The 16,682-nt window shown below is 71.4% G+C and carries 17 protein-coding genes; 5 read left to right on the top strand and 12 right to left on the bottom strand.

Annotation, left to right across the window (positions count from 1 at the left end; genetic code table 11):
* Positions 1–47: 47 nt before the first annotated feature.
* The 6 genes from AB0I79_RS25320 to AB0I79_RS25295 form a co-directional block, all read right to left on the bottom strand.
* On the bottom strand, positions 48–3,203 hold the full coding sequence (locus AB0I79_RS25320) for a TcpE family conjugal transfer membrane protein (RefSeq protein ID WP_357876967.1): 3,156 nt from the start codon (positions 3,201–3,203) through the stop codon (positions 48–50).
* Between the two features lie 54 nt (positions 3,204–3,257).
* Positions 3,258–3,509 (bottom strand): hypothetical protein, encoded by a 252-nt coding sequence (locus AB0I79_RS25315; protein ID WP_225276234.1) that lies wholly within the window; start codon positions 3,507–3,509, stop codon positions 3,258–3,260.
* An 81-nt stretch (positions 3,510–3,590) separates the two neighbouring features.
* Entirely contained in the window at positions 3,591–4,352 is a 762-nt protein-coding gene (locus AB0I79_RS25310; RefSeq protein ID WP_357876964.1) for a conjugal transfer protein, read from the bottom strand.
* A gap of 585 nt (positions 4,353–4,937) precedes the next feature.
* Positions 4,938–5,237, bottom strand: a complete 300-nt coding sequence (locus AB0I79_RS25305) for a hypothetical protein (RefSeq protein ID WP_357876961.1) — start codon at positions 5,235–5,237, stop codon at positions 4,938–4,940.
* A 201-nt stretch (positions 5,238–5,438) separates the two neighbouring features.
* A complete protein-coding gene (ychF, locus tag AB0I79_RS25300) occupies positions 5,439–6,515 on the bottom strand; it encodes a redox-regulated ATPase YchF (protein WP_357876958.1) in 1,077 nt (358 codons plus the stop codon).
* Between the two features lie 11 nt (positions 6,516–6,526).
* Positions 6,527–7,252, bottom strand: a complete 726-nt coding sequence (locus tag AB0I79_RS25295) for a hypothetical protein (RefSeq protein ID WP_357876955.1) — start codon at positions 7,250–7,252, stop codon at positions 6,527–6,529.
* Positions 7,253–7,347: 95 nt separating this feature from the next.
* Here AB0I79_RS25295 and rmuC point away from each other — a divergent pair, with 95 nt between their 5' ends.
* Together rmuC and AB0I79_RS25285 are read left to right on the top strand one after the other, a co-directional pair.
* Positions 7,348–8,604 (top strand): DNA recombination protein RmuC, encoded by a 1,257-nt coding sequence (rmuC, locus tag AB0I79_RS25290; RefSeq protein WP_357876952.1) that lies wholly within the window; start codon positions 7,348–7,350, stop codon positions 8,602–8,604.
* A gap of 14 nt (positions 8,605–8,618) precedes the next feature.
* The gene (locus tag AB0I79_RS25285) at positions 8,619–9,131 is read left to right on the top strand and encodes a DUF6542 domain-containing protein (protein WP_357876949.1); all 513 of its coding nucleotides are present in this window, start codon (positions 8,619–8,621) and stop codon (positions 9,129–9,131) included.
* Between the two features lie 10 nt (positions 9,132–9,141).
* Here AB0I79_RS25285 and AB0I79_RS25280 read toward each other — a convergent pair whose 3' ends face one another.
* Entirely contained in the window at positions 9,142–10,107 is a 966-nt protein-coding gene (locus AB0I79_RS25280) for a 4-hydroxy-3-methylbut-2-enyl diphosphate reductase (RefSeq protein WP_357876946.1), read from the bottom strand.
* Between the two features lie 101 nt (positions 10,108–10,208).
* Here AB0I79_RS25280 and AB0I79_RS25275 point away from each other — a divergent pair, with 101 nt between their 5' ends.
* Positions 10,209–11,303, top strand: a complete 1,095-nt coding sequence (locus AB0I79_RS25275) for a hypothetical protein (RefSeq protein ID WP_357876943.1) — start codon at positions 10,209–10,211, stop codon at positions 11,301–11,303.
* Positions 11,304–11,320: 17 nt separating this feature from the next.
* On the top strand, positions 11,321–12,532 hold the full coding sequence (xseA, locus tag AB0I79_RS25270; RefSeq protein ID WP_357876940.1) for an exodeoxyribonuclease VII large subunit: 1,212 nt from the start codon (positions 11,321–11,323) through the stop codon (positions 12,530–12,532).
* A gap of 52 nt (positions 12,533–12,584) precedes the next feature.
* Here xseA and AB0I79_RS25265 read toward each other — a convergent pair whose 3' ends face one another.
* A complete protein-coding gene (locus AB0I79_RS25265; protein WP_357876938.1) occupies positions 12,585–13,193 on the bottom strand; it encodes a TetR/AcrR family transcriptional regulator in 609 nt (202 codons plus the stop codon).
* Between the two features lie 84 nt (positions 13,194–13,277).
* Between AB0I79_RS25265 and AB0I79_RS25260 the strand changes: the two genes are divergently transcribed.
* Positions 13,278–13,691, top strand: a complete 414-nt coding sequence (locus AB0I79_RS25260; RefSeq protein WP_357876935.1) for a nitroreductase family deazaflavin-dependent oxidoreductase — start codon at positions 13,278–13,280, stop codon at positions 13,689–13,691.
* A 190-nt stretch (positions 13,692–13,881) separates the two neighbouring features.
* Here the strand turns inward: AB0I79_RS25260 and AB0I79_RS25255 are convergent, their stop codons facing one another.
* From AB0I79_RS25255 to AB0I79_RS25240, 4 genes are all read right to left on the bottom strand, one after another.
* Positions 13,882–14,127 (bottom strand): exodeoxyribonuclease VII small subunit, encoded by a 246-nt coding sequence (locus tag AB0I79_RS25255; protein WP_357876932.1) that lies wholly within the window; start codon positions 14,125–14,127, stop codon positions 13,882–13,884.
* Between the two features lie 32 nt (positions 14,128–14,159).
* Positions 14,160–14,690 carry a DUF4245 domain-containing protein gene (locus AB0I79_RS25250; protein WP_357876930.1) on the bottom strand — a complete coding sequence of 177 codons (531 nt, stop codon included), beginning with the start codon at positions 14,688–14,690 and terminating at the stop codon, positions 14,160–14,162.
* Between the two features lie 11 nt (positions 14,691–14,701).
* Positions 14,702–15,313 carry a TetR/AcrR family transcriptional regulator gene (locus AB0I79_RS25245; protein ID WP_357876927.1) on the bottom strand — a complete coding sequence of 204 codons (612 nt, stop codon included), beginning with the start codon at positions 15,311–15,313 and terminating at the stop codon, positions 14,702–14,704.
* 127 nt (positions 15,314–15,440) lie between these two features.
* The gene (locus tag AB0I79_RS25240) at positions 15,441–16,481 is read right to left on the bottom strand and encodes a zinc ribbon domain-containing protein (RefSeq protein ID WP_357876924.1); all 1,041 of its coding nucleotides are present in this window, start codon (positions 16,479–16,481) and stop codon (positions 15,441–15,443) included.
* Between the last annotated feature and the right edge of the window lie 201 nt (positions 16,482–16,682).

Here is a 16,682-nt window from a genome sequence, read left to right as displayed (position 1 = left end):
GCCGCCCCCTCGGCGCATGAACGGGCCAGACCTGCTCGCTTGTTCACTTATCGCTCACCGATTCTCGTGCCCGGGGGGTCACTCGCCAACTCCTCTTCGCTCGTCCGTACGGTCTGTGCCGCGAAGCCCGCGACCACCACACCGGCGAGGGCCAGATAGGCCCGCCGCCCGGCCGCGCGCAACTGCCCGGGATCGACGGTCTCGGCGCCGCCCGGCGCCAGATCGTCCTCCCAGGGGACCCTGACGATGGCCCTGCACCTGCCTCTGGCCACCGACTCCGCCTGCTCGACGTCGGTCATCGAGCGCCTGCTGACGCCGTTGACCACCATCACCGCCCGCCTGCGCAGCTCCGCGCAGCCGTGCCCGTCGAGCCACTCGTACGTCATCGCCACCGCCTCCGGCGCCTCCTCGCTCGCCGGAACCACCAGGACGAGCTGGTCCGCGTACGGCAGCAACCTGGCCGCCAGGGCGGCGGCCGGGTCGATGACGGCCAGCTTGTAGTGGCGGTCGAGCAGGCGCATGGATTCGCCGAGCCGGTGGTCGGAGAAGAAGGACCGGTCCGCGAGGCGCTGCTCGGCGCCCGCGTCGGTGTCCGCGCTGATCACCTCGAGCCCGGAGGCGGTCCGCGTGGTGTAACCCCGCATGGTGAGATAGCCGCTGACCCGGTCGAGCCCCGACAGCAGCGACGTCAGGGTCTCGGGGGTCTCCGGCTGGATCTTGCTGGTCAGCGTGCCGCCGCCGGTGTTGGCGTCGACGGCCACGACCCTGTCGTCGCGTACCTGGGCGAAGGTGTGGCCGAGCATGAGCGCCGTCGTGGTCTGCCCGGCTCCGCCGGTGCAGCCCAGCACGACGATCCGCCGGCCGCCCGGGAAGACGCCCCTGGCCCGCGCCTCGTCGATCTCCGAGCCGTCGGTACGGACCCCGCCGCCGCCCACGACGACCTGCGCGATGCGGCGCCAGCCGCCGGAGTCCCTGCCCACCACGGACTCGACCCTGCGCACCCGGCCCTCGCCCGGCCTGGGGACCGGCACGGGGGCCACGATCTCACCGGACCGCCCGCCCCGCACCCCGCCAGCACCACTCCGCTCCCCGGCCGCCTCCCGCGGCTCCTGAGCCGCGCCATTACCCGGCCGCTGCGCCGCGCCACTGCTCGGGTGCTGGACCGCGCCACTGCTCGGGTGCTGGGCCACGCCATTGCTCGGGTGCTGGGCCACGCCATTGCTCGGGTGCTGAGCCTCGCCCGTCGCGGAGGCCCTGCGATCGTCGGGCACCGCTGCCGGTTCCTCGGTCGCCGGCGTGCGGTCACCCGCCGCCTTGTCGACGGGCTCGCCCCCCACCGGCGCGACGCCGGCATCCGCCGTCGTGGCACCGCGGTCGCCTGTCTCCGCAGTGCTGCCGCCGCCACCTGCCGTCTCGTCACCGTCGCCCGCTGCCGACTCGCTACCGTCGCACGCTGCCGTCTCGTCACCGTCGCCTGTTGCCGTCTCGCTGCCGTCGCCGGTCACCGCGGCGCTCTCGCCGGCCGTCACCGGTTCCGGCCGCTCAGGCCCCTCAGCGACGCCACCGTCCTCGGCAACCGCCTGGACCTCGGCGGGCGCCTGTGGCGCGGCGTCCTGCGGCGCGGCGTCCTGCGGCCGGGCTTGCTGCTTGCCGTGTGCCCCGTCGCGCGCGCCCACCGCATCGGCCGCGATCGCATCACCCGAGCCCGTCACATCGCCAGTGCCTGGCACATCGCCGACGGCGGGCACATCGTCAGTGCCAGGCACAACGCTCGCGCCCGGCACGTCGCCCCCGGCCGGCTCCGCCGGAACGGGTCCCGGCGTGCGGTGGTCGCCGTGGTCCTGGCGGAGGTCCGCGGGAGTGTCCTCCCGGCCCTCCTGCGCCCCGCGGACAGCCGGGCGGGGAAGGGGCTTGGCGTTCGGGTTGATCGGGGGCCAGACCCGCTGGGTGCCGGGCAACTCCAGCCCGGTCCGGGCGAGCCGCGGCGGCTGGCCCTTCCTGTGCTGGTCCCTGGCGACCTCGTCCTCGCCCCGCTCCGACGACCCCCTGCGCGCCACCGTCTCGGCGCGTCCCGGAGCGTCGGCGGGGGCGTCGGCGCTGGCCGCGAGCCGCCGCAACCGCCGCAGCGCCTCGGTGTCGATGGGCTTGCCCGCCGCGGGCTTGCGGCTCTCCGCCGTCTTGATCGGCACGCTCGCCTCGCGCGCGGCCACCGCCTCGGCGCTCGTCTCCCCATGCGCGCCCAGAGGCTCCGCGTCGCGAGCCACCGCGGTTTCCCGTCCGGTGGCGGGGCCCTGCTCCGGCGCGCGGCGCGCGGCGCGCGCGTCGTCCGTGGCCTCGTCGTCATGTTCGCCGGCGGCTCCGCCGACAGCGACGGCCTCCTGACCGGCGGCGAGCTCACGGCGCGGGCCGCCCTCCGCCTGCCCGCCGGTGGTCTCGATCGCGGGAAGCTCGTCCTGTGCGGGTGGCATGTCCACGTGGTCGGGCCCGGCCGGCGCGTGCGCCGCGCCGACGGCCTCCTCCAGGAGCGACACCGGCCGCTCCGGACGCCGCCCAGAGCCGCCTGAGACCCCCTTCTCGCGCCACACCGGCCCGGCCGTGGCCCCGGGTGCCGGAGACGCGGCTCCCTGGCGTACCCGGCCCTTGAGGGCGGGCGCGGTGCCCCGGCGGCTGCCCCAGCCCGTACGGGAGGGCGGCTCGGCGACGGGAGCCTGGGAGGCGGCGGCAGCGGCGGCGGCGACCGCGGGGCGGACCTGGCGGGGCCCGGTGAGCCGCTGGCCCTCGCGCCTGCGCTGCGGCTGGCGGGCCTTGCGCGGCGCCTTCGACTTGGCGCGGGCGGGGCCGGTGCGCCAGACGCGGCCGGAGAACGTGACGGTCTCGGGCTCCGAGCTGGGCGCCATGCGGTACCACGCCTTCGGCTGGCCCAGGTAGCGGAGCTGGGACTCGAGCAGCTCGGTGAGCCGCTTGCCCTCGATGACCGGACGGGTGGACAACCACGTCACGATGCCCGGCGGCACCAGGAACAGCACGTGCCAAGGCATCTCCACCGGCACGCCCACCAGGACCAGCAGGAGCGACCACGGGACGAACACGCCGACGAACACGCCGATCCAGACGATGGGCAGCGGCATCGGCAGCCGCAGGTCGTACAGCTTGTACAGCCGCTTCTCTATCCGCCAGATGTTCGTATACGTGGGCAGGTCCACACGGTCCTCCTCTCCACCCGCTCGTTCATGACCGCCGCGAAGCGGTCTCAACCCTCATCTGATGCCCAGTGCGCCCGCGATGGCCCGCGCTGTCACCTCGATGATGTTGGGCACGTAGAAGATCACTCCGATGGCCACGGCCAGTATCAGGAACTGCACGAAACGCGTGATCTCACGGGTGAAGAGGAAGAAGAGCGCGACCACTGAGACGACGACCAGGAACAACGGGGCGAAGAACGCGCGCAGGAAGTTGGCGAGCCCTCCGGTGTCGATGCCGGTGGACACCGGGGTCGGTGTCGGCGACATCTCGATCAAGGTGAGCACTACGGTCTTCAAGGTCACTTCTTGTCCTCCCGGGGGGTACCGATCAGCGGCGCGGCCGTGCCTCTATCCAACGACGCGGCCGCCACCGCGGATGTCGGCGACGAACCACTTGTCGCCCTGCTTTTCCACGGTCAGGCGGTAGACCTGCTCCAGCGTGCCGCCGACCGCCGCCGGGTCGGTGGCGTTGGGAGTGGGCGGGGCGTCGCCGCTGGGCACCGCCCACACCACGACCGCCTGAATCTCTCGGGTGGCACCCCCCACAGGCACCACGACTTCCTTGAGCTGCGAGAAGGTGAACGCGCCGCCGAAGCTGGGCAGGCTCTTGCCGGCGGCGACGTAGCGCTGCAGCCCGGCCGCGTCGCCGGACGCGTACTCCTTGAAGAAGCCCTCCAGCTGGGGCTTGAGCTCGGCGGCCGCCGCGTCGTCGGTCTCCGGAGCGGCCACCTGGGGGAGGTCGGCCGGGGCCGGGGCGGGCAGGACCGCCGGGCGGCCCGCCACGACGAAGCGCCGTCCGGCGTCGTCGCCGGAGTAGTAGATCGGCACCGACAGCAGCATCCGGCGCGGGCCGCTCTGGAACGCCACGCTGACCACGGCGTTGTGGGCGTCGGTCGCCTCGATGTCGTACGGCTGGACGGCGACGGCCGCCAGCTTGCCGTAGCCGTCCCAGCCCATCTGCGGGTCCATGCCCTCGGCCAGGAACGCCGCGAGCTTGCTGGACCTGCTGGCCGCGTCTTCCGGGCTGAAATTCAGATAAACCCCAGCGAACTGGGCGGCGAACGCCATGCCGCCGTCGGTGGGGAATCCCTTGTCGACCTGCGCGGCCACATTGGACGAAGCAGGCTCTTGCTGGGTAAACCGCTCAAATGGGGCACGAATCCCATTCACCACGATAACCACGATAAGTGCCCAGAGAATGATGCGGCCGGTCCACACCAGCCATCGTCCGCCGCCACCCGACCAGCCGCCGCGCCGCGGCCTGCGGGGCGGCGGCGCCTCGAAGTCAGCCGTGTCCAGGGTTGCGGAAAGCCCGGGCCCGTCAGCGATCCGAGGATCGTGCTGGACGGTAGACCTACGAGCCATCACGCCTCCGCTCGCGCCGATCCCCCCGGCTGGCGCGGTGTCGTCCGTTGCCGATCCCCATCATCCGCGGTGAAGTAGTCACCCTATCCGGTCTCCGCCATTGTTCCGAGAAAGCCACGCCCATGCTGCGGCATGACCCTCCCCACCGGCAAACCGGGCCCGCAGGACAGGCCACAGTGCCGATTCCTGTCAGTTCCCGTTGCAATCGCCTTTTGACCAGGCCAGACGCCTAAAATCGCATAGCGCGGCAGCCACGGATTCCTGTCCAAAATAGGCATGGACCTGTCTCGACCTGCGGAATCGGCATGGGTCGGAATCAGCGACCGTCGGTCAGGCGGGCTCGGGATCCTGGCTCGTCCGCGCCTGACGCCGGCTGTGCAGGTCCACCACCGTCGGCCGCACCGAGCGCTCCAGCGACCCCCGGAGATCGGCCAGCATCTCGGCCGGCTCGCGCTCGCGCATGCGCGTGGCCATCTCGACGCGCTCGTCCACCTTCCTGCGGAGGTACGCCTCGCGGTTGACGCGCAGGCCGTACATGAGCTCGACCCTGATGAGGGCCAGCTCCTCCTCGAGGCTGATGCCCGCGAGCGTGGGCGCCGAGCGCCTCTTCCTGATGATGCGACGGAACATGAGGGCCTCCCGATTCAGCGTGAACGCCGTGACGATTCGACGCGCGGGGGCCCAAAGTGGTTGACGCATCAGTTATCCCTGGAACAAACGTCTGGTCGTTCCAGGGACACCAGACGCCTATGGGGGCTTCGCCGTCGGCCGCCGTCGGTAACCTACCGTAGCGAACGCTCGCCGTCCGTGAGCGCCGTGCCGTCGAAGACGTCAGACGTTGAAGCGGAACTCCACGACGTCGCCGTCGCGCATCACGTAGTCCTTGCCCTCGATGCGCGCCTTGCCCGCCGAACGGGCGTTGGCGATCGAGCCGGCCTCCACCAGGTCGTCGAAGGAGACGACCTCGGCCTTGATGAAGCCGCGCTGGAAGTCGGTGTGGATGACGCCCGCCGCCTCGGGCGCCGTGGCACCCTTGCGGATCGTCCAGGCCCTGGTCTCCTTCGGCCCGGCCGTCAGGTACGTCTGCAGGCCCAGCGTCTCGAAGCCGACCCTGGCGAGCTGGCGCAGGCCCGACTCCTCCTGGCCCACCGACTGCAGCAGCTCCAGCGCCTCCTCCTCGTCGAGCTCCACCAGCTCCGACTCGATCTTGGCGTCGAGGAACACGGCCTCGGCCGGGGCCACCAGCGTCGAGAGCTGCTCCCTGAGCGCGGTGTCGGTCAGCTCGTCGGCGTCGAGGTTGAACACGTACAGGAACGGCTTGGCGGTGAGCAGGTGCAGCTCGCGCAGCTCCTCACGGTCGAGGCCGCTCTCGAAGACGGTCTTGCCGGTCTCCAGGACGGCCAGGGCGGCCTCGGCGGCCTCCAGCGCGGCCTTCTTGTCCTTGTTGTTGCGCGCCTCCTTCTGCAGGCGCGGCACGGCCTTCTCGACCGTCTGCAGGTCGGCCATGATCAATTCGGTGTTGATCGTCTCGATGTCGCGCTTCGGCGAGATCTCGCCGTCGACGTGTGTCACGTCGGGGTCGCTGAAGACGCGGATGACCTGGCAGATCGCGTCGGTGTCGCGGATGTTGGCGAGGAACTGGTTGCCCCTGCCCTGACCCTCCGAGGCCCCCTTGACCAGGCCCGCGATGTCCACGAACTCGACCTTGGCGGGCAGGATGCGGGCCGAGGAGAAGATCTCGGCCAGCACGGGCAGCCGGTCGTCGGGCACGCCGACGATGCCCACGTTGGGCTCGATGGTGGCGAACGGGTAGTTCGCCGCGAGCGCGTTGCCGGTCTTGGTCAGCGCGTTGAAGAGCGTGGACTTACCGACGTTGGGCAGGCCGACGATGCCGATGGAGAGACTCACGAACGCAGAGTTTACTGGCTGAGCACGTACAGACAGGTCACCGGACGGTTGCCCTCGTCGGCGCGCAGGTAGCGCCGCGAGCTGGGCGGGCAGCGCGCGGGCGTGACCTCGAACGACAGCACCCTGGCCCAGGCGTGCGGGGAGTCGCAGGGCACCCGGGTGACGGCCGACCGGGCGATCACGTCGGTGGCGGGCTCGGCCACGCAGGCGCCGCGGTCGAGCACCTGGCCGCCCCGACCCAGGCAGATGACCTGGGAGTCCCCGTCGAGGGTGTCGAGGGTGTCGAGGGTGCCGTCGGGGCAGGCGGCGGGCTCGCCGGCGAGGGCGAGCGCCCTGCCGTACCAGCCGGGCCGCGCGCAGGCCCGCTCGCGGCCGTCCAGCGTGACGCAGTCGCCCGGCCTGAGCAGGCCGCCGCCTCCGCCGGGGGCGCCGGGATGCGGCTCCAGGAAGTTGCGTACGCACGCCGTACGGCCCGCGCCGACCCGCAGGACCTCGTCGGTGTCCACCGGGCACTCGCCGGGCGCCGGCGGGTCGGAGGCCATGGCCACCACCTCGGAGTCGCCACCGTTGCACGCCGTCAGCGCCAGCTCGCCGGTGACGCACGCGCCGGGCGTCCAGCGCAGCACCGGGCGGGGCTGCTTGGCCTCCCCCGAGCCCGCGATGACCGCGCCGCCCAGCGCGACCATGACCGCAGCCACGGCGACGCCCGCGGCGGCGAGCTTCGGTACCGTATCCATCCCCGTACTGTGCGTGACGGGTGATGAGGCGCACAAGCGGAACGCCCAAGCGTGTCGGGAAGATTCGCGCCCCGCATCCTGGGATCATCGCTGGGATGGACGTCGTGTCGCTTCTCATCGGTCTCGCCGTCGGTCTGCTCGTGGGGTTCCTGGTGGCCAGGACACGGGCGGCGGTGCGGGTGGCCGAGGCCGACGCGCGCGCCAAGTCGGCGGCCGAGAAGCTGGTCTACGTCGAGGAGCAGCTCGCCGAGCGGTTCCAGGCGCTGTCCACGCGCGCCCTCGACGTCAACAACATCCGCTTCCTGGAGCTGGCCGAGACCAGGCTCGCGGCCAGCCGCGCGGAGGCCACCGGCGACCTGGAGCAGCGCAAGCAGGCCGTCGAGCACCTGGTCGAGCCGCTGAAGGACGCGCTGGCCCGGGTCGAGTCGCAGCTGCGCGACACCGAGTCGGGGCAGCGGGCGGCACGGGCCGAGCTGGCCAAGCAGATGGAGTTCGTCCGCCAGAGCAACGAACAGCTGCGCTCCCAGACCACCGCCCTGGTCAGGGCGCTGCAGCGGCCCGAGGCCCGCGGCCGGTGGGGCGAGCTGCAACTGCGCAGGGTCGCGGAGATCGCCGGCATGCAGCGCCACTGCGACTTCGACGAGCAGGTCACCGAGGGCTCCATGCGGCCCGACATGGTCGTCAGGCTCGCCGGGGGCAAGAACATCGTGGTCGACTCCAAGGTCTCGCTGGCCGCCTACCTGGAGGCCGCCGAGGCCTCGGACGAATCGCTCGCCTCCGTCCGCCTGGACGCGCACGCCAGGCACGTGCGCGAGCACATCGACCGGCTGGCGGCCAAGGCGTACTGGCAGGGGTTCAACCCGTCGCCGGAGTTCGTGGTGCTGTTCATCCCCGGGGAGGCGTTCCTGGCGCCGGCGCTCGAACGCGACCCCGGGCTGCTGGAGTACGCGATGACGCGGCGCGTGCACATCGCCACCCCCACGACGCTGATCACGATGCTGCGCACCGCGCACTACGCCTGGCAGCAGGCCGCGCTGGGCGAGAACGCGCGGGCGGTGTTCGAGCTGGGCAAGGAGCTGTACGAGCGGCTGTCGTCCCTGGGCAGGAACGTGGAGTCGCTGGGCAAGGCGCTGACGCGGGCCGTGGAGGCGTACAACAAGTCGGTCGGATCGCTCGAAAGCCGCGTGCTGGTCACGGCGCGCAAGCTGCACGATCTCGGCGTCGTGGACGGCGAGCTCGACGCGCCCGAGATGCTCGAAGGGCTGCCCAGGCCGCTGGCCTCCCCAGAACTGCTCGAAACCTCATCTCTGATAACCCACGCGAACGGTAAGTTGGCAGGCGGGTCGCAGTAAATGGGGGTGGGCCAGTGGTGGGTGAGAAGGGCAGGCGCTCTGCGGTCAGGTTGACGGCTCGCGGCGCCATCGCGCTCGCCCTGGTGGCCACCCTGGCGGGCTACGTCCTGACGGCCGTGCTCGGCGTCGAGCAGATCGTGGGCGCGGCGTTCGTGCTGGCCAGCGTGCTCGGCGTGGTGCTGGTCAACCGGCGCGAGCTGCTGTCGCTGGTGGTGACGCCGCCGCTGGTGTTCTTCTGCGCCACGCTCTTCGTGGAGCTGGGGCGGGCGTTCGGCTCGGTGTCGATCGTGCAGTCGCTGGCGCTGGGCCTCTACACGTCGATGACGCAGGGGGCGCCGTGGCTGTTCGCGGGCTCGGCCCTGGTGCTGGGGATCGCGTGGCGGCGCGGGCTCCGCGACAACGTACGGGAGCTGCGGGAAGAGCTGAAGGCGGGCGCGGAGATGACGCGCCCGCGCCAGCCGTTCGTGCCGGAGCCCGAAGGGTACTTCGAGCCCAAGGTGTACGGGACCCCGCGCGGCGAGGACTGAGGCTGCGAGGCTAGGAGGCGCGCAGGTCCTTGCGCAGCTCGTGGGGCAGGGCGAAGCGCATGCTCTCCTGCACCGGCTCCACCTCCGTCACGTCGCCGAACCCGTGCCCGGCCAGCTTCGCCAGCACCTCCTCGACCAGCTCTTCCGGCACCGAGGCGCCGCTGGTGACGCCGACCGTGGTGACGCCGTCGAGCCACTCGTCGCGGATGAAGTCGGCGTTGTCGACCAGGTACGACTCCTGCGCGCCGTAGTCCTTGGCCACCTCGACCAGCCGCTTGGAGTTGGAGGAGTTCTCCGAGCCGACCACGATGACGAGCTGCGACTCGGCGGCGATCTCCTTGACCGCGATCTGGCGGTTCTGCGTGGCGTAGCAGATGTCGTCGCTGGGCGGGTCGATCAGCGTGGGGAAACGCTCCTTGAGCCGGGCCACGGTCTCGGTGGTCTCGTCGACCGAGAGCGTGGTCTGCGACAGCCACACCAGCCTGCTCGGGTCCTTGACCTGCACCTTGTCGACCGAGTCGAGCCCGTCGACGAGCTGGATGTGGTCGGGGGCCTCCCCGGAGGTGCCCTCGACCTCCTCGTGACCCTCGTGCCCGATCAGCAGGATGTCGTAGTCCTTGGCCGCGAACCGCTTGGCCTCGTTGTGCACCTTGGTCACCAGCGGGCAGGTGGCGTCGATGGTGCGCAGGTTGCGCTGCTTGGCCTCCTCGTGCACGGCCGGCGAGACGCCGTGGGCGGAGAAGACCACGATCTCCCCCTCGGGCACCTCCTCGGTCTCGTCGACGAAGATGGCGCCCCTGGCCTCGAGCGTCTTCACGACATGAGTGTTGTGGACGATCTGCTTGCGGACGTAGACGGGGGCGCCGTACTGCTCCAGAGCCTTCTCGACCGCTACCACGGCTCGATCGACTCCGGCGCAGTAACCCCGTGGCTTGGCTACGAGGACTCGGCGGGAAGAGGGGGTCTGGGGCTCCATACTTCTTATGCTACGTGGAGCGGCCATCTGGCCCGCGCGTGCGTGGTTGCCCACGGTTTGCCAGACTAGCCGTCCCATACTGACCTCCCAGGGAGACGTACATGTCCCTCAGCGACGTGATACGCAACATCGCAAGAACCGTCACCAACAAGGACGAGCTCAAGGAGAAGGCGAAGGACCTGCCGCTCATGGTCGTCCAGACCACGCTCAGCGCCGCCGGGCAGGCGCTGCTGCTCGTGGACCGGATGAAGAACTCCATCAAGGGGCTCGGTGGCAAGGAGGAGCGCGAGGAGGAGTACGACTCCCGCCCGTCCGCCGCCGAGCAGGTGGCCGCCGCCCCCGCCGAGTCCTCCGAGTCCTCCGAGGACAAGCCGGCGCGCAAGGAGCCTGTCATCTTCGCTCCCCGCTCCGGGGCGGCCGAGTCCAACGGCGTCGCCAAGGCCAAGCCGGACCCGGTCATCTTCACGCCCGCGGCCAAGACGGAGCCGACCGGCAAGGCGGAGCCCGCGACGGTCACCGAACCGGCGGACCAGGTGAAGCCCGCCACGGTCACCGAACCGGCGGACCAGGCGAAGCCCGCCACGGTCACCGAGCCGCAGGCCGACGCCGCCACCGCCGCGCCCGCCGCCGCCCCCACCGCGCCTCCCGCCGCGTCCGAGGCCGACTCCAAGGCCGCCGAGCCGCAGGCCGAAGCCGCACCCAAGGTCACCGAACCGCAGGCCGAGGCTGCATCCAAGCCCGCTGAGCCGCAGGCCGCGCCCAAGCCCGCTGAGGCTGCGGAGCAGGTCGCGCCCGCCGCCCCCAAGGCCGTGGCCGAGCCTGCCGTGGAGACCCCCGCTCCCAAGCCGAAGGCCGCCAGGAAGCCCAAGGCCGAGCCCAAGACCACCAAGGCCGCCGAGCCCGCCCCCGCGCCGGAGCCCGCCGCCGCCACCGCCGAGCCCGCCGCGGCCCCCGAGCCGGCCGCCGCCCCCGAGCCTGTCGCCGCCCCCGAGCCGGTCGCCGCCGCCGCCGTGAACCTGACCGAGCCCCTGCCCGGCTGGTCCGAGCTGACCGTGGCCTCCCTGCGCGCCAGGATGCGCGGCAAGACGGCCGAGCAGATCGGCGACTTCCTCGCCTACGAGCGGGGGACGACGGCGCGGCCCGAGGTCATCAAGATGTTCGAGAACCGCCTCGCCAAGCTCCAGGCCGGCGAATAGGTCACTAGTCTTCCCCCATGACCTCGAAGACCACGCCTGAGTCCCCCCTGCCGATCCGCACGGTCCTGCAGATGGTGGGCGGCTGGATCGGCAGGCTCGGCACGGTCTGGGTCGAAGGAGAGATCACCGACCTGAGCGCGCGTGGCGGCACGGTGTTCCTCACCCTGCGCGACCCGGTCGCCAACGTGTCGGCCAGGGTCACCGCCCCGCGCGGCGTCTATGAGGCGACGGTGCCCAGGCCGTCCAACGGCGCCAGGGTGGTGCTGCACGTCAAGCCCGACTTCTGGGTCAACAAGGGCTCGTTCGCGTTCACCGCGCTGGAGATGCGCCCGGTGGGCGTGGGCGAGATGCTGGTCAGGCTGGAGCGGCTCAGGCAGTTGCTGGCCGCCGAAGGGCTGTTCAACGCCGACAGGAAGCGGCGGCTGCCGTTCCTGCCGGGCACGATCGGGCTCATCTGCGGCCGCGAGTCGGCGGCCGAGCGCGACGTGCTGGAGAATTCGCGGCGCCGCTGGCCGGCCGTGCGGTTCAAGGTCGAGGAGGTGGCCGTCCAGGGGCCGTACGCGGTGACCGAGGTGACGGAGGCGCTGCGCAAGCTCGACGCCGACTCCTCGGTCGACGTGATCGTCGTCGCCCGCGGCGGCGGCTCCCTGGAGGACCTGCTGCCCTTCTCCGACGAGACACTCGTCCGCGCGGTGGCCGCCTGCCGGACGCCTGTGGTGAGCGCGATCGGCCACGAGCAGGACAGCCCGCTGCTCGACATGGTGGCCGACGTACGCGCCTCCACCCCCACCGACGCCGCCAAGAAGGTGGTGCCGGACGTCGGCGAGCAGCTCACGCTGGTGCGCCAGCTCCGCGACCGCGGCCGCAGGGTGGTGAGCGGCTGGCTCGACCGGGAGATGTCCTGGCTGACGTCCGTACGCTCGCGGCCCTCGCTGGCCGACCCCGTACGCGAGCTGGAGCGCCGGGCCGAGCAGGCCGAGGCGCTGCGCGACCGGGCCAGGCGCTCGCTGTCGGGCTCGCTCGACCGCGCCGCCGACGACCTCGCCCACCTGCGTGCCCGCCTCGTCTCCCTGTCCCCGGCGGCGACTCTGGAGCGCGGCTACGCCATCGTGCAGCACCCGTCGGGCGAGGTCGTACGCCTGGCCAAGGACGTCGCACCCGGCACGCTGCTGACCATCCGCCTGACCGACGACCGCGTCACCGTACGCGCGGAGGACCCGGACGCCTGACCGGTTCCGGGCATGGCCGCCTTCCGCGGCTCGGAGGGCAACCTGCTCAGCTTCATGACGTAGCGCGCGTGACCGCCTCGGCCAGCGCCTCCAGGCCGGACTTGATCTGCTCGACCGTCATGCCGCGCTCCTCCCGCTGGCGGGCGATCAGGTGCGCGTTGACCGGCGCGAGCAGCGCGTCGGCCAGGTACGCGGCGTCCGCGCCCGGGCACGCCCGCGCGAGCAGCGTGGCGAGGTGGATGTGGTGCACCCGGTACGGCCCGGTGAAGCGCTTGGCCGTGCCGCCCTTCTCCAGCAGCAGGAACAGCGCCTCGTCCGCCAGGATGCGATCGACCAGCGCGTGCAGGAACGCCACGATCCGCTCCCGGGCGGGCGCGCCGGGGCCGAGCGGCGGCGGCCCGGACAGGAACGCCGCCTGGAACCGCCGCTCCCGCTCGTCGATCAGCGCCAGCAGCAGCCCGGTACGGTCGCCGAACCGCCGGTAGACGGTGCCCACGCCGACGCACGCCTCGCGGGCGACCTCGTCGAGCGAGAGGTTGTCGGCGCCGCACTCGGTGACCATGCGCGCCGCCACCTCGATGATCTTCTGCCGGTTGCGGGCGGCGTCGGCACGCTCAGGCTGGGGCTGCCCGACGACAGGCAACGATCGACGTTCGCGCACGGGCGCAGCATACCGGTTGTAAACGGAGAGTCCTCCGATTAATCTGTCAACCGGAGAATTCTCCGATTATTTGAGGAGCCGAGGATGCCCAGCGATTTCAACCAGCAGATCATCGACGAGTTCCGGGCCAACGAGGGCCGGGTCGGCGGCATGTTCGAAGGCTCCCCCCTGGTGCTGCTCACCACCACGGGAGCGAAGAGCGGCAGGTCCGTCACCACTCCGGTCATGTACCTGGCGGACGGTGACCGCTACGTCATCATCGCCTCCAACGCCGGCGCCGATCACCACCCGGCCTGGTACCACAACCTGCGCGCCACGCCCGAGGCGACGGTGGAGGTCGGGACGGAGGAGTTCAAGGTGAAGGCGGAGTTCGTCGAGGGTGCGGAGCGCGACGAGCTCTACGCCCGGATGGTGGCCCTCGCTCCGGGCTTCGCCGAGTACGAGGCCAAGACCACCCGCCGCATCCCGGTAGTGGCCCTCCTCCGCACGGCCTCCTGACCGCAGGGACCGTCGGCCGGCGGGGACTCCGTCCTGGGGGATCATCGGCCGGCAAGGACCGCTGCTCGCGCCACGGTAAGGCGCCGAGCGGTCCGGCGAGCGCAGCGCGACGGTGCGGGGGCCCGGCGCGCTGGGCGCGAGCGAGCCCGCGAAGGCGCGGCCGAGCCGAACCCGAGAAAAGGCCCGCCCGCTAGAAGGGGGCGTCGTTCGAGTGGCCGGAGGCAGGGTCGGAGCGGCGGGCCATGGCGGCGGCGAGCTTGACGCGAGCCCCCTGGAGCCACTCCTCGCAGACGGCAGCCAGCTTCTCCCCCCGCTCCCACAGCTCGATCGACTGCTCCAGGGTGAGCCCTCCGGTCTCCAGCCGGCGCACCACCTCGGTCAGCTCCTCGCGGGCCTGCTCGTAGGACGGGGTCTTCTCGCCTGATTCCTCTGCCACGGCCACCACCCTAGACGCGCCGGCCGACAACCTCAGCCTTTGGGCCGCTGCTGGAGCTGCGCCGCCAGCTCACCCAGCTCCGCCCAGTCGGCCGTGCCGGTGATGACGAGCGTCACGTCGGGCAGCACGCGCACCAGCGAGCGCTGGTTCTTGTCCTCGCGGAAGCGCTGCTCCCACGCCACACCGCCGATCTGCTGCGTGCCCTCCGTCTTGTCGGTGTTGGACATGCGGTTGGCGAAGCCGGCCGCCGGCTGCTCGTTGCTCTGCGCGAACATCGCGTGCTCGCGCTTGGCGGTGGCGTAGCCGAGGTAGAGGACCTGCGCGCCGTTCTCGCCCTTGGCGATCCTGTTGCTGTTGGGCACCCAGCCGGCCGGGTCCTGCCGCGGGGCCCACACGCCGAAGGGCACCGAGTGGCCGAAGTTGGCGACGGTGATGGAGTACTCGAGCCGCGGGATGTGCTCCTCCCGGCTCTGCGGGGTGACCAGCAGGAACAGCCCGGCCCCCGCGAGGCACACGAAAAGGGCTACCGCGTAGCCGTACAGACCTTGGGTGAACCGTCGCACAGTTGGCGAGGTTACCCGCTGGAGGGCGTGGTCGCCGAAGCGGCCGGGCGGATCCGGCCGATGATGGCCAGCACCTCCTCCGCCAGCCCGCGATCGCCGGAGCGCACCACCTCGGACACGGCCGCCGCCAGCGCCCCGGTGACCACCACGACGAGGGCGGGCTCGTCCTCGAACAAGGCCGCGTTGCGCTGGGCCCACACCCGCAGCCGGTCGCGCATCACCACGTCGAAACCGGGCGGCCCGTCTCCGCGCAGGAACAGCGCGGCCAGCTCGCGCTCCTCCAGGCAGCCCTCCAGGTACGCGCGGGCGGCGCCGACGAACACGCGCATGGGATCGCTCTCGCCGTCGGCGCGGGCCGAACGGACCGCCCGCTTGGTCCGCTGCGTCTGCCTGGCCTGGAACTCCTCCCACAGCGTGAGGTACAGGTCGGCCTTGCCGGAGAAGTGGTGGTAGAGGCTGCCCACGCTGGCGTCGGCCCTGGCCACCACGTCCGTCACGCCCGCCTCGGCGAAGCCCTTCGAGACGAAGATCTCTCTGGCGGCGGCGAGCAGCGAGCTGCGCGTGGCGGCACCACGCTCGGACGTACGCGGCTGGGCGACCGCATTCTCCACATCAGGGCTCATACGGGATCTCCTCCACGGCGGGGGCGCCACGCTCCATGTTGGAGGCAAGATCCTTGGCGCGCACATGGTATGACGCAAAAACCGTTCTCGGTAAGCAGATTAACCGTTCACCGGCTTTCATGGATTGTCAGTGATTCGCCCATTGCTGGGCGAAGGTCCCCGTCTTGCCTGATTGTCCGGTGCGGGGTTGACGCTTCGGGGCCACCTGCCCCGCGCGGCGGGGTCTTACGATCGGCTCCACGTCCGTTTCCGTCTCCGGGCCACTCCCGGCGACGTCATGCACAAGGGATGCGAGGTTCAGTGCGGCGTTGCGGTCCCGATCGATGACCAGCCCGCACGCCTCGCAGCTGAAGGTGCGTGCCGACAGGGGCAGCTTGGCTTTCGCCACCCCGCACGCCGAGCACCTCTTCGAGGACGGGTACCAGCGATCGGCCACCACCAGCCGACCACCGTCCCAGACCGTCTTGTACGCCAGCTGGCGGCGGATTTCCGTGAACCCGGCGTCGGAAATGGCTCGGGCCAGGCGGCGATTCTTCACCATCCCGGCCACGGGGCGCGTCGGCGCCTTGCGGGGCCGGTCGATGCGGACGGAGAAGGAAACGAACCATCGGCCCGCCTCCCGGCGCACGGTGGCCGAGGCGATAGTGGCGACCCCGGCCGCGATGTGGCGGGCGAGTTTGCGGGTGGACTCGTGGGTCTTGATCCGGCCCAGCCGGGGCAGCACATGCATGCGCCCGTCCAGCCGGATCGCGCCGGTGGTGAACCGCACCGACAGGGCGGGGTTGCGCTTGGACCGGAACGACGGAAATCCCATCCTGCGGCCCTTGCGCTTACCCGCACGGGAGTCACTCCAGCTCTTCAGCGCGGCGGCCAGGCGCTCCAGCCCGCACGCGAACGCCTCCTTCGAACAATCCCGCCACCACGGCGCCACGGTGTCCTTGACCGCGTTCCACGCTTTGCGCAGGGCGTACATCGACCACGACACCGGCGGGGTGAGCCGACCGTCGGGGATGCCATAGGAACGTTCGGCGGCGCGCTGCCTGAGATTGGCCTTGATGACCGCCAGCCTCCAGTTGAACGCGAACCGCGCCGCCCCGCAATGCGCCGTCAGCGCACGAGCCTGAGTCGGGGTGGGATCAATGGCGAACCGGTATGCCTGAACACCCACATCACCACTTGAGGTGCTGCGTACTGTAGCAGGTGCAAGGCGAACACCAGTGTGAATCACGAGCCCCTCAGTGGCGCCCGACACCGCAGTTCAGCTTGCCGGCGCGCATCCGGTCGAGCCGAGGAACCCCAATGAGCGTTGACGAACGCCGATGCCAGCGAGCGGTTCAAGGCCCTCTCTTATCGGGAAGAGACCGGCAAC

Origin of the sequence: Nonomuraea sp. NPDC050202 (assembly GCF_040656115.1) — a bacterium.
Classification (GTDB): Bacteria; Actinomycetota; Actinomycetes; order Streptosporangiales; family Streptosporangiaceae; genus Nonomuraea.
This window is presented reverse-complemented; position numbering and strand designations above follow the sequence as displayed.

Coding starts and splice junctions, on each gene's coding strand:
- AB0I79_RS25315 (WP_225276234.1), bottom strand. CDS start 3,509: ATGTCGCCGACACCGACCCCGGTGTCCACCGGCATCGACACCGGAGGG.
- AB0I79_RS25280 (WP_357876946.1), bottom strand. CDS start 10,107: ATGGAGCCCCAGACCCCCTCTTCCCGCCGAGTCCTCGTAGCCAAGCCA.
- AB0I79_RS25275 (WP_357876943.1), top strand. CDS start 10,209: ATGTCCCTCAGCGACGTGATACGCAACATCGCAAGAACCGTCACCAAC.
- AB0I79_RS25295 (WP_357876955.1), bottom strand. CDS start 7,252: ATGGATACGGTACCGAAGCTCGCCGCCGCGGGCGTCGCCGTGGCTGCG.
- xseA (WP_357876940.1), top strand. CDS start 11,321: ATGACCTCGAAGACCACGCCTGAGTCCCCCCTGCCGATCCGCACGGTC.
- AB0I79_RS25260 (WP_357876935.1), top strand. CDS start 13,278: ATGCCCAGCGATTTCAACCAGCAGATCATCGACGAGTTCCGGGCCAAC.
- AB0I79_RS25245 (WP_357876927.1), bottom strand. CDS start 15,313: ATGAGCCCTGATGTGGAGAATGCGGTCGCCCAGCCGCGTACGTCCGAG.
- AB0I79_RS25305 (WP_357876961.1), bottom strand. CDS start 5,237: ATGTTCCGTCGCATCATCAGGAAGAGGCGCTCGGCGCCCACGCTCGCG.
- rmuC (WP_357876952.1), top strand. CDS start 7,348: ATGGACGTCGTGTCGCTTCTCATCGGTCTCGCCGTCGGTCTGCTCGTG.